The sequence below is a fragment of the Bradyrhizobium sp. Leaf396 genome (genome assembly GCF_001424605.1).
GTDB lineage: Bacteria > Pseudomonadota > Alphaproteobacteria > Rhizobiales > Xanthobacteraceae > Bradyrhizobium > Bradyrhizobium japonicum_C.
The window spans coordinates 94,695-110,777 of record NZ_LMQJ01000012.1 but is presented as its reverse complement, the minus strand read 5'-3'; the positions used below and the strand labels follow the sequence as shown (position 1 = coordinate 110,777).

Annotated in this window: 10 protein-coding genes; 8 read left to right on the top strand and 2 right to left on the bottom strand. The window is 64.5% G+C overall.

Going from position 1 to position 16,083, the window contains the following annotated elements; genetic code table 11:
* Positions 1-5: 5 nt before the first annotated feature.
* The 5 genes from gnd to ASG57_RS13545 are packed head-to-tail and all read left to right on the top strand — an operon-like array spanning position 6 to position 4,653.
* Positions 6-1,004, top strand: coding sequence for a phosphogluconate dehydrogenase (NAD(+)-dependent, decarboxylating) (gnd, locus tag ASG57_RS13565; protein ID WP_057196515.1), 999 nt, complete (start codon positions 6-8; stop codon positions 1,002-1,004).
* Positions 1,005-1,032: 28 nt separating this feature from the next.
* Positions 1,033-2,544, top strand: coding sequence for a glucose-6-phosphate dehydrogenase (zwf, locus tag ASG57_RS13560; RefSeq protein WP_024339410.1), 1,512 nt, complete (start codon positions 1,033-1,035; stop codon positions 2,542-2,544).
* Entirely contained in the window at positions 2,541-3,290 is a 750-nt protein-coding gene (pgl, locus tag ASG57_RS13555; RefSeq protein ID WP_057196514.1) for a 6-phosphogluconolactonase, read from the top strand. Before zwf ends, pgl begins: the two co-directional genes overlap by 4 nt.
* Complete coding sequence (locus ASG57_RS13550; RefSeq protein ID WP_024339408.1) at positions 3,277-3,807, top strand: gluconokinase; 531 nt, start codon at positions 3,277-3,279, stop codon at positions 3,805-3,807. The genes pgl and ASG57_RS13550 overlap by 14 nt, the downstream gene beginning before the upstream one ends.
* 33 nt (positions 3,808-3,840) lie before the next feature.
* Positions 3,841-4,653 (top strand): Cof-type HAD-IIB family hydrolase, encoded by an 813-nt coding sequence (locus tag ASG57_RS13545; RefSeq protein WP_024339407.1) that lies wholly within the window; start codon positions 3,841-3,843, stop codon positions 4,651-4,653.
* Between the two features lie 64 nt (positions 4,654-4,717).
* On the opposite strand, the gene ASG57_RS13540 is transcribed toward ASG57_RS13545, so the two are convergent.
* Both ASG57_RS13540 and malQ read right to left on the bottom strand, forming a co-directional pair.
* Positions 4,718-6,517, bottom strand: coding sequence for a glycoside hydrolase family 15 protein (locus tag ASG57_RS13540; RefSeq protein ID WP_024339406.1), 1,800 nt, complete (start codon positions 6,515-6,517; stop codon positions 4,718-4,720).
* Between the two features lie 15 nt (positions 6,518-6,532).
* Entirely contained in the window at positions 6,533-8,494 is a 1,962-nt protein-coding gene (gene malQ / locus ASG57_RS13535; protein WP_057196513.1) for a 4-alpha-glucanotransferase, read from the bottom strand.
* 204 nt (positions 8,495-8,698) lie between these two features.
* Here malQ and ASG57_RS13530 point away from each other — a divergent pair, with 204 nt between their 5' ends.
* Genes ASG57_RS13530 through glgB form a run of 3 tightly spaced genes read left to right on the top strand, consistent with a single transcriptional unit; the run spans position 8,699 to position 16,081 of the window.
* A complete protein-coding gene (locus ASG57_RS13530) occupies positions 8,699-10,645 on the top strand; it encodes a maltotransferase domain-containing protein (RefSeq protein WP_057196512.1) in 1,947 nt (648 codons plus the stop codon).
* 11 nt (positions 10,646-10,656) lie between these two features.
* Positions 10,657-13,950, top strand: a complete 3,294-nt coding sequence (gene treS, locus ASG57_RS13525) for a maltose alpha-D-glucosyltransferase (RefSeq protein WP_024339403.1) — start codon at positions 10,657-10,659, stop codon at positions 13,948-13,950.
* Positions 13,943-16,081, top strand: a complete 2,139-nt coding sequence (gene glgB / locus ASG57_RS13520; protein ID WP_057196511.1) for a 1,4-alpha-glucan branching protein GlgB — start codon at positions 13,943-13,945, stop codon at positions 16,079-16,081. Before treS ends, glgB begins: the two co-directional genes overlap by 8 nt.
* The last annotated feature ends 2 nt before the right edge of the window (positions 16,082-16,083 follow it).

Below are 16,083 nucleotides of genomic sequence, written 5' to 3'. Positions count from 1 at the left end.
AGCAGATGCAACTCGGCATGATCGGCCTCGGCCGAATGGGCGGCAACATCGTTCGCCGCCTGATGCGCCACGGCCACTCGACCGTGGTCTACGACAAGGACGCCAATGCCGTCGCAGGCCTTGCCGCTGACGGCGCGGTCGGCTCGGCAACGCTCGAAGAGTTCGTCTCGAAGATGGAGCGGCCGCGCGCCGCCTGGGTGATGCTGCCTGCAGGGCACATCACCGAAACCACGATCGAGACGATCGCGGGCGTGATGCAGGCGGACGACGTCATCATCGACGGCGGCAACACCTTCTGGCAGGACGACGTCCGTCGCGGCAAGGCATTGAAGGCCCGCGGCATCCACTATGTCGACGTCGGCACCTCCGGCGGCGTCTGGGGCCTCGACCGTGGCTATTGCATGATGATCGGCGGCGAGAAGCAGGTGGTCGACCGGCTCGATCCGATCTTCGCCGCACTCGCTCCGGGCGCGGGCGACATTCCGCGCACGCCGGGGCGCGAGGGGCGCGATCCCCGTATCGAACAAGGCTACATCCATGCCGGGCCCGTCGGGGCCGGTCACTTCGTCAAGATGATCCACAACGGCATCGAGTACGGCCTGATGCAGGCCTATGCCGAAGGCTTCGACATTCTCAAGAACGCGAACATCGCAGCTCTGCCGCCAGACCACCGCTACGATTTCGATCTCGCCGACATCGCCGAGGTGTGGCGGCGCGGAAGCGTGATCCCGTCCTGGCTGCTCGACCTCACCTCGACTGCGCTCGCCGACAGCCCGCAGCTGTCGGAGTATTCCGGGTTCGTCGAGGATTCCGGCGAGGGTCGCTGGACCGTGAATGCCGCGATCGACGAGGCGGTGCCGGCCGAAGTCCTGACCGCGGCGCTCTACGCACGTTTTCGTTCCCGGAAGGAACACACCTTCGCTGAAAAAATTCTCTCCGCGATGCGTGCAGGGTTCGGCGGCCACAAGGAGCCGAAGCAGCCGGGCGCGGCGAAGCCAAAGTAAACGACAACCAAGCGAAGGCCGACAGTTCGTGACAAAAGACCCGCAGCCCAAGCGCAAGCCCGACAATTGCGCCTTCGTCATCTTTGGCGTGACCGGCGACCTCACCCACCGGCTGGTGATGCCGTCACTCTATAATCTCGCCGCAGAGAACCTGTTGCCGGAAAAGTTCTGCGTCGTCGGCGCCGCCCGGAAGAGCCAGTCGGACGACGAGCTGCGCCAGAGCCTGATGAAGGGCCTGCGCGAATTCGCAACGCGTCCCGTGGACGATGACGTCGCCAAACAGCTGCTGCAGTGCGTCACCTTCGTGGAGGCCGACGCCAAGGACCCATCCTCGTTCGACCGCCTGAGCAGGCATCTCGACACGCTGGAATGTTCGGAAGGCACCGGCGGCAATCGCCTGTTCTACCTGGCCACCCCGCCCGCCGCGTTCGCACCGACGGCGCGGGAGCTCGGCCGCACCGGCCTGATGAAGGAGAACGGCGCCTGGCGAAGGCTCGTGATCGAAAAGCCGTTCGGCACCGACCTCGCCTCGGCGCGCGCACTGAACGCCGAACTCCTGAAGATCATGGAGGAGCACCAGATCTACCGGATCGACCACTATCTCGGCAAGGAGACGGTGCAGAACATCCTGGTGCTGCGCTTTGCCAACGGCATGTTCGAGCCGATCTGGAATCGCAACCACATCGACCATGTCCAGATCACGGTCGAGGAGAAGCTGGGCGTCGGCCATCGCGGCGGCTTCTATGATGCAACCGGCGCGCTGCGCGACATGGTGCCGAACCATCTGTTCCAGCTGATGTCGCTGGTGGCGATGGAGCCGCCGACGCGATTCGACGCGCATTCCGTGCGCTCCGAGAAGTCCGACATTCTCACCGCGATCCAGCGGCCCAGTGAAGAGGAAGCACTGAGGAACTCGGTACGCGCACAGTATCTGGCCGGCCGTGTCGGCGACGAGGAGATTCCGGACTATCGCAAAACCGCGGACATCAGACCGGACAGCACCACCGAAACCTACGTCGCCCTGAAACTGATGATCGACAACTGGCGCTGGGCCGGCGTGCCGTTCTACCTGCGCACCGGCAAGGCGCTGGCGCACAAGCGCACCGAGGTCGCGATCAAGTTCAAGCAGGCGCCGCTCTCGATGTTCTCGGGGACGGCGGTCGACCGCCTGTCGCAGAACTTCCTCACCATCGGCATTGCGCCCACCGAGACCATCGAGCTTCAATTCAACGCCAAGATCCCCGGGCCGAGCGTCACCATCGACGGCGTCGAGATGAAATTCCGCTACGGCGACTATTTCCGCGCCGATCCCTCAACCGGGTACGAGACGCTGATCTACGACTGCATGATCGGCGACAATATCCTGTTCCAACGCGCCGACGGCGTCGAGGCCGGCTGGCAAGCCGTGCAGCCGTTCCTCGACGCCTGGAAGAATGCAGGCACCAACGGCATCGAGACTTATGAGGCCGGCAGCGACGGCCCGAAATGCGCGGACGAGTTGCTCCGGCGCGACGGCCGAAGCTGGCGGAAATACTCGTGATCGCGGCCGACCAGCCGAAGCTGATCGTCGAAACCGGCGCCGAAGCCTTGGCCCGCGCCGCGGCCGAACGGCTGCTGGCGCGGATCGCGGCCAATCCCGGGCGTATCGCGATCTGTCTCACCGGGGGCTCCAGCCCGAAGAGGCTCTACGAATTGCTCGGCAGCGACGGCTGGCGCGGCAGGATTCCGTGGCAGCGTGCACACTGGTTCATCGGCGACGAGCGCTTCGTGCCCGAAAGCGATCCCCTCAACAACATGGCAATCGCGCGCGCGGCGTTTCTCGACGGCAACGCGCCGCCCGAACATATCCATCCGATTCCAACCACGGGCGAGAATCCCGAGGCCGGCGCCGAAGCCTATGCACGCGAGCTACAGGCCTTCTACGGCTCGGACCGGCTCGATCGGGCGCGCCCGCTGTTCGATCTCGTTCTGATGGGTGCTGGACCGGACGGCCACACCGCCTCGCTTTTCCCGGGCTTTCCCGAAATCGAAGAGACCGAGCGCTGGGCCGTCGGCGTGCCCAAGGCCAATGTCGCGCCGTTCGTGCCGCGCGTCTCGCTCACCCTGCCCACTTTGGCCTCGTGCCGCGAGATGCTGTTCGAGATTGCCGGGCCCGACAAGCGACCGATCTTGACGCGCCTCTTCAACGGCGAGAACCTGCCCGCCTTGCGCGCGCGCTCGAATGGCGAGACCGTCTGGATGGTGGACAGGGCCGCGCTTCCGGAGGAAATTCGTGGGCCGCGCTGAAGCACCCTGTGCATTGATCGTGATGGGCGTGTCGGGCTCGGGCAAGAGCACGATCGCGGAGGCGCTCGGCCAACGTCTCGGCTGGCGTTTCGAGGACGGCGACAGCTTCCATCCCGCCAGCAACGTCGAGAAGATGCGGGCGGGCCATCCGCTCACGGACGAGGACCGCTGGCCCTGGCTCAATGCCATCGCCGACGAGATCGCGCTTGTCTGCAGACGGGGCGAGCACGTCATCATCGCCTGCTCGGCGCTGAAGCACGCCTATCGCGACGTGCTGCTGCGCGGGCGCGACGACGTGCGCTTCGTCTTCCTGAAGGGCACCAAGGAGCTGATCGCAGAGCGCCTGGCGCACCGCAAGGGCCACTTCATGCCGCCAGGGCTGCTGACGAGCCAGTTCGACACGCTGGAGCCGCCCGAGGCGAGCGAGCACGTCATCACCGTTTCGATCGACGAGACCGTCGAAGCGATCGTGGACGGCATCGTGCGGCAGCTGAAACTGGGCGGCGTAGGACGCTGAGGCAACAAACCTGATGATTTCCAAGGTCTGGCCATGACGCAAATCTCACTCGTGGTGTCCGATGTCGACGGCACGCTGCTGACCAAGGACAAGACGCTGACGGAGCGTGCGAAGAACGCCGTGCAGCGGCTGCACCAGGCCGGCATCGGCTTCACCATCACCTCCAGCCGGCCCGCGATCGGCATGCGCTTCTTGATCGAGCCGCTGGCACTCTGGCTGCCGGTCGGTCCGTTCAACGGCTCCTCGATCATCGATCCCGAGATGAGGCCGGTCGAGCAGCACCTGATTCCCGCGGCTGCGGCCGAGCGGGCCCTGCAGATCCTCCGCGAGTTCGGCGCCGACGTCTGGCTCTTCACCACCGACAAATGGCTGATCGACAATCCGGACGGAAAGTACGTCGCGCACGAGCGGCACACGATCCGCTCCGATCCGACCATCGTGACTGACCTGTCGCCGTACCTTGCCGGCGCCTGCAAGATCGTCGGCGCCAGCGCCGACGCCCCCCGCCTCGAGGCGTGCGAGAAGGTCATGCAGGAAGCCCTCGGCAGCGCGGCGACCGCGGTACGTTCGCAAACCTATTATCTCGACATCACCCCGCCCGGCTTCAACAAGGGCACCTTCGTGCAGGCCATGGCCAAGCGCCTCGGCGTTTCGACCGACGCGGTCGCCACCATCGGCGACATGCAGAACGACCTGGCCATGTTCCGCGTCAGCGGTGTCTCGATCGCAATGGGCAACGCCGCCGAAAACGTGAAGGACGAGGCGACGCACGTCACCGCGACCAATGAGCAGGACGGTTTTGCCGAGGCGATGGAGATGATCCTGATGCGGAATGGGGTGGGTTAGCTGGAGCGTCAACCCTGGCGTCATTGCGAGTGAGTGCGGTCGATAGCTTTTATTTCTGTCATAGTCACTTCGACCGCTGCACCGCCGGTTTCTCGCTGCCTTGCCTTGCCGCCGACAGATTATGTGCGGTGTTGATCAGGGCGATGTGGGTCAGCGCCTGCGGGAAGTTGCCGGTCTGACGTCGGGCGTCTGAATCATATTCCTCTGCCAGCAAGCCGACGTCATTCGCAATGCCGACCACTCGGTCAAACAATTCCTGCGCCTTGTCGAGATCGCCTGACAGCACATAGGCATCGGCGAGCCACAGGCTACAGGCCAGAAACGCACCTTCGAGCGGCGGCTGGTCCGCTGGCAGCTCGCGCGGATCGTGCCGCAGCACGAAGCCGCCGCGCATCAGGCATTTCTCCACGGCGGCAATGGTGCCGCGAATGCGCGGATCCGAAGGCGGCAGGAACCCGACCTCGGGCAGCAGCAGCACGCTGGCATCAAGCAGTTTCGAGCCGTAGGATTCGACGAAGGCGTTCTCCTCCGCGTCGAAGCCCCTGTTGCAGACGTCGCGATGAATCGCATCGCGCAAGGTGCGCCAGTGCAGGAGCGGCGCCTTGAAGCCGAACGTCTCTGCGCTCTTGATGCCGCGGTCGAAGGCGACCCAGGTCATCACCTTGGAGAAGACGTAGTGCCTGGGCTGGCCGCGCCGCTCCCAGATCCCGTGATCGGGCCGGTCCCAAACCTCGGCCAAATGATTGAGCACGGCGCATTCCAGCGCCCAAGTCTCATCGTCGAGCTCGAGCTTGGCCATGCGCGACTGGTGGAAGGCGTCGATCAATTCGCCGTAGACGTCGAGCTGGAGCTGCGCATGCGCGGCATTGCCGACCCGCACGGGCCGCGCGCCCTCGTAGCCGCCGAGCCAGCCCGCCTCCCATTCGAGCAGCCGGCGCTGGCCCCAGATGCCGTACATGATCTGCATCTTCGCCGGCGAACCGGCGGCCGCACGCAGTAGCCAATTGTGCCAGGCCAGGGCCTCCTCGGTGTAGCCAGAGTTCATCAGCGCCAGCAGCGTGAAGGTGGCGTCGCGCAGCCAGCAGAAGCGGTAGTCCCAGTTCCTGCTGCCGCCAAGCTTCTCCGGCAAGGAAGTGGTGGGTGCCGCGACGATGCCGCCGGTCGGCGCGAAGGTCAGGGCCTTCAGCGTGATCAGCGAACGCAACACGAGCTCTTGATAATCGCCGTCGCGGGTGCAATGGCCGCACCAATCCTGCCAGAATCTCTCGGTCTCCTGGAGAGCGATTTCCGGATCGATCGGCGCCGGCGGATCGAGGTGCGAGGGACCGTAGGCCAGCACGAAGGGCACCGTCTCGCCGGCCTTCACCTCGAATTCGGCAACGGTCGTCAGATTCTCGCCGCGGGTCTCGACGGGTGTTCGCAACACGATCAGGTCCTGGCCGGCAATCGCCATCAGGGAGTGGTCAATACGCCGCACCCAGGGAATGTTGGCGCCAAATCCGAACCGGATGACGAGCTCCATCCGCATCTTCACCGTGCCGTCGACGCCGCGAACCAGCCGCACGATGTCGGACGCCTTGCCGCGCAGCGGCATGAAGTCGATCAGGGCGACGGTGCCGCCAATCGTCTCGAAACGCGTTTCGAGAATCAGGGTGTTGCCGATGTAGCGCCGCGAGATGGCGGTCGCACCCTCGCTCGGCGCGATCAGCCAGCGCCCGTTCTCATGCGTGCCCAGGATGGCGGCAAAGCAGGCATCGGAATCGAATGCAGGCCAGCAGAGCCAATCGATCGAGCCGTTGCGCCCGACCAGCGCCGCGGTCTCGCAATCGCCGATCAGCGCATAGTCCTCGATCCTCTGAGACAAAGCCGTCCAACCTGTTCAATTTCCGCCGGGCAACGACCGTTCCCGTGTCGCGGCCTTCAAAGCTGCCAGATCGACTTTGGACGCGATCTTGTCCAGCGCGACCGGAAGACGCTGGCGCCAGTTCGGATGCTCGTCGATCGTGCCGGGAATGTTTGGCTGATCGACCACACCCAGGAGATCTTCCAGCGATACTGCGAGCAGCCGCGAGGGCGTGCGCGACAGGAAGGCGAGCACCGAATAGAGATCGTTCGCCCTGATGCCGTTCTGGCGCAGGATCTCGTCCAGCCTGCCGAGCGCATCCCAGCGCGCCTGATCGTTCTCGCCGGGATCGAGCCCGAGCGAACGCTTCATCTTGAGATCGCCGAACGAACGCCAGCCGGCATAGGTCGACAGATCATGCGTGTTCAGCGTGACCAGCGCATTGGGCCGGTAGTGATCGACGTTGCGGAAATGGCCGGCATCGTCGCGCTCGAACATCATGACGAGATAGGACCAGATACCGAAATCCTGCATCGTCTCGCGGAAGCCTTCCGGCACGGTGCCGAGGTCCTCGCCGATCACGATGCACCTATGGGCCGCGCTCTCGCGCGTCACCACTGCCAGCAGTGCCTCGAACGGCATCTCGACGTAGGCACCGTTGTCGGGTTTGAAGCCGCGTGGCACGAGATAAAGCCGCTTCAGGCCGAGCACGTGGTCGAGCCGGATGGCCCCGGCATGGCGCATCGAGGCCGCGAGCATGTCGGCGAACGGCACGAAGGACTGCGCTTCGAGGCCGCCGGCATTGAAGCCGGCAAGGCCCCAGTCCTGGCCGATCGTGTTGAGCACGTCGGGCGGCGCACCGACGGCGAGCTGGCGGGAAATCGCCGTCTGCTCGTTCCAGGCATCGAAGCCGTTGGATTGCACGCCGACCGCAACATCGAGATAGAGCCCGACCCGCATGCCGAGCTGACCGGCCAGCTCCTTGGCTGCATGCAGCTGGCTGTCAGCCGTCCATTGCACGAATTCGACGAACTCGACCTCCCGCTTGTCGGGCCCCTTGCGCAGCTCGGCACATTTCGCTTCATCCGGCCGTTGCCACTCCGACGGCCATTCCCACCAGGGCACGGCGAAGCGATGTCGCAGAACCTCGAAGCAGGCGAAGCGGGACAGGAGCGGTGCCCGGGCGGCGCGGAAGGCGTCGAACTCCTTGCGACGCGCGTCGCTCGCGCTTGTCACGAAACGCTCAAAGGCACCGCGCAGACCCAGCCATTTCAAGTTTGCCATGGCGGTGTAAGGGACGCGGTCACCTTCGCGCAGACGAGCCGCGGTCACGGCTGCGTCGGGCACGAGCTCGGCGGAGAATTCGGGAATAGCCTCGACGTCGATGTAGAGAGGATTGAGGAAGAGCCGGCTGTTCGGCGAATAGGGGCTGCAATCAGCCGGGCGGTCGTCGAACAGGACATGCAGCGGATTGAGCCCCACGCCGTCGGCCCCGAGCTGCTTGGCGAGCCTGACCAGGTCCGCAAGATCGGTGAAATCCCCGATGCCCCAATTGCGGTCCGAACGGACGCTGTAGAGCTGTACGGCGAGCAGCCAGCCGCGGTCGAAATCGCCACCGAAGCAGCGTTCGGGCGCCACGATCATCGGCACCTCTTCCGTCACGCCATCGGCATCGGTCAGCGTCAAGCGGTGATATCCGAGCGGCAGGGCGGCGGGCCAGGCGATGACGGGCTCGCGCGTCTCGCCTGTCGCGATCACATTGCCGTTGCCAAGGAGTTTCCATTGCAGCGGCGGCGCACCGATGGCCGCCAATTCCGTGCGTGGATGTCCCAGCGCACGGACCACGACCGGACCGCTGACAAAGCGATAGACCCGCTTCTCCGGCAGGGCGTCGAGGATGGACTTGAGCGCCTCGGGCGCGGTCACCCGCAGCTTGCCGAGGGCGTCGATGAATTCGGACTGAACGCCCTTGAGCCGGGCTTGAGCTAAAAGATCCATTCGGCACGCAGCTTGCAGGCCATTGTTCGGCCAAGGGTATTGATTTTAACGAACTCGCGGAAGAGGTTAGTCAGGGGTAACTCGCAGACTGCGCTTGCCGTTCCCAACGGAACCAATGACACACAAGCGGCTTTCTATCATGGTACCAAGCGTGGATTCCCGACAAGGGAAACGGGCTCCTGCTTTCTTGTCAATGGCATCACCGTGAACAAGACAATTCAAACTGTCGAGAGTGCTGCGGCCGGCGGCACTTTCCTCATCGAGGACGTCTATCCCTCGATCGACGGCGGCCGCTTCGCCGCGAAGCGGATCGCAGGCGAGCCGGTCGAGGTCTGGGCCGACATCTATCGCGGCGGTGACGCGGTGATCGCCGCTGCGCTGATCTGGCGGAAAGAGCAGGACCGCGAATGGCGGAGCGAGCCGATGACCCATCACGGCAATGACCGCTGGTCCGGCGCATTCACGCCCGTTGAGCCCGGCCAATATATCTACGCGATCGAAGCCTGGACCGATGAGTTCGCCACCTGGTCGCGCGCGGTGGCGCGCAAGCAGCGCACCGGGGCCGACATCAGCCTCGATGCGATCGAGGGCGCCGGCCTGCTGACCAAGGCGCACGGCGCACGGCAGGATGCCGCCGCAATCATCATCAGGCGGTGTGAGGATTATCTTCAAAGCGGGGACGTCACCCCCCTGCTCACGACCGAGCTGGGCCAGGCCATGGCCGAGAGCCAGTCGCGGCCCGACCTGACGCGTTCACCATCCTTCCCGCTGACGATCGACCGCGACAAGGCGCGCTTCGGCGCCTGGTATCAGATGATGCCGCGGAGCCAGAGTGCATCGCCGGGCCGGCACGGCACGCTGCGCGACTGCATCGCGCGCGTGCCCGACATCGCCGCCATGGGCTTTGACGTGCTCTACTTCACGCCGATCCACCCCATTGGCCACACTCGCCGCAAAGGCCGCGACAACGCGCCGGTGGCGAGTGACGGGGATCCCGGATCACCCTACGCGATCGGTTCGGCCGCGGGCGGCCACGATGCGCTGCATCCCGAGCTCGGCACGATCGAGGATTTCCGCGCGCTGGTGGCGACCTGCCTCGAATATGACCTCGAGCTCGCGCTGGATTTCGCCGTGCAGTGCTCGCCGGACCATCCCTGGCTGACGCAGCATCCGGAATGGTTCAAATGGCGGCCGGACCGCTCGATACGGGCGGCGGACGGCCCCTATTCCGACATCGTCATCCCCGATTTCGGCTCCGTCGACAGGGCAGGCCTTTGGAATGCCTTTCGCGATGCCATGCTGTTCTGGATCGACCATGGCGTGACGATCTTCGCCATCGACAATCACGACACTGCGCCGCTTGCGTTCTGGGAATGGCTGATCCGCGACATTCGCCGCCGCCACCCCGAGGTGATCCTGTTCTCCAAGACCTATGCACGACCGAAGCTGATGAAGGGCCTCGCCAAGATCGGCTTTGCGCAGTCCTTCACCTATTTCCCCTGGCGCACCTCGAAGTGGGAGCTGGAGCAATATCTCGGCGAGCTGACGCGCCATCCGGAACGCGATTTCTACCGGCCGCACATGTTCGTGAACACGCCTGACCTGTTGCCTTATCATCTGCAGGGCGGCGAGAGCTGGGCTTTCAAGTCGCGCATCACGCTTGCGGCGACGCTTTCCGGCAATTACGGCATCTACAGCGGGTTCGAGCTGCTGGAGCATGAGGCGATTCCCGGCCGCGAAGAATATCTGGACTCCGAGAAGTACCAGATCAGGCAGCGCGACTGGGACAGGCCGGGTAACATCAAGCCCTACATTGCCGCTCTCAATCGCGTCCGCCACGAGAACCCAGCGCTGCAGCAGACGGCCAATCTGCGCTTTCTTGGCATCGAGGACGGCGAGACCATCGCCTTCGTCAAGGAGGCAGCCGGGCCCGGCAACACCGTCGTCATCGTGGTCGCGCTGTCGCGCGACGTGCGAGAATGCTGGCTGCCCCTCGGCGACGTCATGGTTGACGCCGGCGGACAGAGTCACCATGTGACGGCACTCGAAAACCTCCTCACCGGCGAACAGTCCCGCAGCGAATGGGGTGGGATCAGGTTGCGAATCGATCCCGATCGCGATCCGGCCCTTCTGTTCCGCTGCCTGGCGTAAGGGTTCACGCCATGAATGTTCTGTCTTCCGTCGACACCAAGAAGGTTGAAGCTGCCGAGATCGTGGACGAGCTCTGGTACAAGGACGCCATCATCTACCAGCTTCACGTCAAGGCCTTCGCCGACAGCAACAATGACGGCATCGGCGATTTTGCCGGGTTGACCGAGAAGCTGCCCTATCTCCAGGAGCTCGGCGTCACCGCGCTGTGGCTGCTGCCGTTCTACCCGTCGCCGGGCCGCGACGACGGTTACGACATCGCCGACTACGGCTCGGTCAATCCCGATTTCGGGACGATGAAGGACTTCAAGCGCTTCATCCAGGAAGCGCAGAAGCGCGGCTTGCGCGTCATCACCGAGCTCGTCGTCAACCACACTTCGGACCAGCACAAATGGTTCAAGCGCGCGCGGCGCAGCCATCCGGGCTCCAGCGCGCGCAACTGGTACGTCTGGAGCGACACCGACCAGAAGTACCAGGGCACGCGCATCATCTTCACCGACACGGAGAAGTCGAACTGGACCTGGGATCCCGAGGCCGGGGCATTCTACTGGCACCGCTTCTTCTCGCACCAGCCGGACCTCAATTTCGACAATCCGCGCGTGGTCAGCGCCATCATCCAGGTGATGAAGCGCTGGCTGGATGCCGGCGTCGACGGCTTCCGGCTCGACGCCATTCCCTATCTGTGCGAGCGCGAGGGCACCTCGAACGAGAACCTGCCCGAGACGCATGCGATCATCAAGCGGCTGCGCCAGGAGCTCGACGCGTATTCGAGGGGCAAGCTGCTGCTGGCCGAGGCCAATCAGTGGCCGGAGGACGTGCAGGAATATTTCGGCCGCGGCGACGAGTGCCACATGGCCTATCACTTCCCGCTGATGCCCCGCATCTACATGGCGATCGCGCAGGAGGACCGCTTCCCCATCACCGATATCCTGCGCCAGACGCCGGACATTCCGGCAAGCTGCCAATGGGCGCTGTTCCTGCGCAACCACGACGAGCTGACGCTGGAGATGGTCACCGACGTCGAGCGCGACTATCTCTGGACCACCTACGCCAACGATCCACGCGCCCGCATCAATGTCGGCATTCGCCGGCGCCTCGCGCCGCTGATGGACAACGACCGCCGCAAGATCGAGCTGATGAACTCGCTGCTGCTGTCGTTCCCCGGCACGCCGATCATCTATTACGGCGACGAGATCGGCATGGGCGACAACATCTATCTCGGCGACCGCAACGGCGTGCGCACCCCGATGCAGTGGAGCCCCGACCGCAACGGCGGCTTCTCGCGCTGCGATCCGGCCCGCCTGTACGCGCCGCTGATCATGGACCCCGTCTACGGCTATGAGGCCGTGAACGTGGAGGCGCAGTCGCGCAGCCTGTCGTCCCTGCTCAGCGCCACCAAGCGGCTGATCTCGGTGCGGAAGTCGACGCTGGCCTTCGGCCGCGGCACCATGACGTTCATCCGTCCCGTCAATCGCGCCGTGCTCGCCTACGTCCGGCAATACCGCGACGAGGTGATCCTCTGCGTCGCCAATCTGTCGCGAGCCGCGCAGGCGACCGAGCTCGATCTGTCGCCGTGGAAGGACCGCATTCCGCAGGAGATGCTGGGCCGCACCCGCTTCCCAGCGATCGGCGAACTGCCGTACATGATCACCCTGGGGCCTTACGGGTTCTATTGGTTCCAGCTTCAGGAGCGCGACAAGTCCGAGCCGGTGACGCCGCGCGCGGTGCCGGAGTTCGAGACGCTCGTGGTGCCGGTGAACTCGAACTGGGTTTCTCTCGCCCGCGAGCGCGGCGTGTTCGAGCGCGACGTGCTGCCGGGATTCTTGTCGCGAACGAGGTGGTATCCCGAGCACAACCCCAAGCACATCAAGACCGCGCTGACCTCGGCGGTGCCGTTCTGCGACATCGGCGATAACCGGCCGTGGATCGCGTTCTTCGAGAGCGGGCAGGCGGACGCGGCCACCCGCTACGTGCTGCCGCTGCAGATCGAGTGGGTACGCTTCGACCGCGAACGTTTCAATCCGAGGGCGCTGGCCGCCGTGCGCCAGGGCGCGCGCGAAGGCACGCTGCTCGACGTCGCGACCGACCAGATCTTCATCGGCCTGTTACTGCGCAACCTGTCGCAGAATCTGGTGGTGGAAGAGAACAACCTGCGGCTGGAGTTCAAGCCGACCAGCCGCTTCGCCGATTACACGATCAAGGAGCCGGAACGGGTCCGCGCGATCGAGCAGTCCAACAGCACTGCGCTGGTCGACAACCAGTATGTCGCCAAGATCTACCGCCGGCTCGAAAGCGGCATCAGCCCGGAGATCGAGATCGGACACTATCTCACCGAGGTCGCGCGCTTCGCCAACACGCCGGCGCTGCTCGGCAGCGTCGAGCTTGTCGAAGGCAACCAGCGCAGCGCACTCGGCGTGCTGCATGCTTATGTCGAGAACCAGGGCGACGGTTGGACCGTGAGCACGGGCTACCTCGATCGCTATATCGACGAGCAACGGGTAATGCCGGCGGGCGAGACGCTCCGCGAGACGCAGGAGCAGGCTCCCTATCTGCATTTCGTCGCGCAGATTGGCCGGAGGCTCGCCGAGTTGCACGTCGCTCTGGCAGCGGCAGATGCAGATGATCTTGCCCCGGAGCCGATTGGCTCCGCCCAGATCAAGGCCTGGGTGTCCGACCTGAGGGCGCGTGCCGAGCGGGTTCTCGAGCGGCTGGCCGACAGCCGCGACGGGCTTCGGGAGATGGACCGCCCCCTGATCGACCGGCTCATCGCGGCACGCGCGGGCCTATTCGACGGCCTGAATGCACTCTTGCCATCCGACATCGCCGGGTTGAACATCCGTCATCATGGCGACTTCCGGCTCGGGCAGACTTTGATCGTGAAGGACGATATCTTCATCATCGATTTCGACGGCGATCCGCGCCGACCGCTGGCGAGCAAGCGGCGCAAGCTGCCCGCCGCGCGCGACGTCGCCGGCATGATCCACTCGATTGACCTTTCCGTGAACGCAGCACTGAGCCGCGCGCTCACCGGCGCCTCCGACGAGCAGGACCGGCTCGCGGCTGCGCTCGATGAATGGCGCGGGCGCGCCACCGCGACCTTCCTGTCCGCCTATCGCGAAGCCATGACCGATCGAAGAGTATGGCCGGAAGACCGGCAATCCGCGGATGCCCTGTTACGATTCTTCCTGCTTGATCAAGCGTTCGACGAAGTCGAGTACGAGCTGTCCCATCGGCCTGAGGGGCTCCATGCGCCGCTGACCGGACTGCTTCGCATTTTATCCAGTGCCGAGAGCGAAGCCCATGCCTAAACTGCCTGCCGAGGCCTATGCGATCATCGAGGGCCGCCACTCCGATCCCTTCCACTATCTCGGGCTGCACCCGGAGGACGGCAGGAGCGTGGTGCGCGCATTTCTGCCCGAGGCCACCAATGTCGAAGCGGTCGGCGAACATGGCGAGGTTGCACCGCTGGACCGTGTCCACGATTCCGGGCTGTTCATCGGCGCCCTGCCAAACGGCTCCAAGCACTACCAACTCCGCGCAAGGTTCGGCGACAACGTCGTCGAGTTCGAGGATGCCTACCGTTTTCCCCCGATCCTGACCGACTTCGACCTCTACCTGCTCGGCGAAGGTACCCATCAGCGCATCTATGACAAGCTCGGCGCCCATCCGATGCGGCTCGAGGGCGTCGACGGCATCGGGTTCGTCGTGCTGGCGCCGAATGCGCGGCGCGTGTCGGTGGTTGGCGATTTCAACTTCTGGGACGGGCGGCGTCATCCGATGCGGGTGCGCGGCAACGGTTATTGGGAGTTGTTCATCCCGCATGCGAAGACGGGCGATCACTACAAGTTCGAGATCATCGGCCCGCACGGCCACCTGCTGCCGTTGAAATCCGATCCGATGGCCTTTGCGAGCGAGGTACGGCCGAAGACGGCTTCCATCGTGTTCGACGAAGCGCACCTGCCTCGGCCGCGCCCGGCGCCTGACGGGATCAATTCATTGTCGGCGCCGATGTCGATCTACGAGGTCCATCTCGGCTCTTGGCGACGCACGAACGACAATGAATGGCTGACCTACCGCGAGCTGGCCGAGCAACTGCCGGCCTACGCCCGCGACATGGGCTTCACTCATCTCGAATTCCTGCCCGTCAGCGAGCATCCATTCGACGGCTCGTGGGGCTACCAGCCGACCGGACTCTATGCGCCGACCAGCCGCTTCGGCACGCCCGACGACTTCGCGGCGCTGGTCGACGCCTGCCATCGCGAAGGCATCGGCGTGCTGCTCGACTGGGTGCCGGGCCATTTCCCGGACGATCCGCACGGGCTCGGCCATTTCGACGGCACCTCGCTTTATGAGCATGCCAACCCGCTCCAGGGCCGCCACCTCGACTGGGGCACGCTGATCTACAATTACGGGCGCACCGAGGTGACGAACTTCCTGGTGTCGAACGCCCTGTTCTGGCTGGAGCGCTATGCGATCGACGGCCTGCGCGTCGATGCGGTGGCGTCCATGCTCTATCTCGACTACAGCCGCCCCCCGGGCGCATGGGTTCCCAACCAGTATGGCGGCCGGGAGAACATCGAGGCCATCAACTTCCTGCGGCGCTTCAACACGGAAGTGTTCGCACGCTTCCCGCAGGCAACGACCGCAGCTGAAGAGTCAACCGCCTGGCCGCAGGTCTCGCGCCCGGTCGAATTCGGCGGGCTCGGGTTCGGCTACAAGTGGAACATGGGGTGGATGCACGACACGCTGAGCTACATCAGCAAGGACCCGATCTACCGCAAGCACCACCACGGCGAGATCCTCTTCGGCCTGCACTACGCGTTCTCGGAAAACTTCATCCTGCCGCTGTCGCATGACGAGGTCGTGCACGGCAAGCGCTCGATCCTCGGCCGCATGCCCGGCGACGAGTGGCAGCGCTTCGCGAATTTGCGCGCCTATTACAGCTTCATGTTCGGTCATCCCGGCAAGAAGCTGCTGTTCATGGGCGCGGAAATTGCGCAGAGCCGGGAGTGGAATCACGACCAGTCGCTCGATTGGCACCTGCTGGAATACAAGTACCATGCGGGCATCCAGGCGTTGATCCGCGATCTCAACCGGCTGTATCGCGCTGTACCCGCGCTGCACCAGATGGATTGCGACCAGGCCGGGTTCGAATGGCTGATCACGGACGACGCCAGCCGCAACGTGTTCGCCTGGCTGCGCAAGGGATTCGACGAGCACGCGCGCTGCCTCGTGATCCTCAACTTCTCGCCGAACGTCTACCAGAATTATCGCGTGCGCGTGCCCTTCGGCGGAAAATGGAAGGAAGTGCTCAACTCGGATTCTGCCCATTATGGCGGCAGCAACGTCGGGAATATCGGCGAGGTTCACGCCGAAGGCGGTGAGCTTCGCCTCACCATCCCGCCGCTCGCTGCGATCTTCCTCGTTCCGGAAGGCTGAGT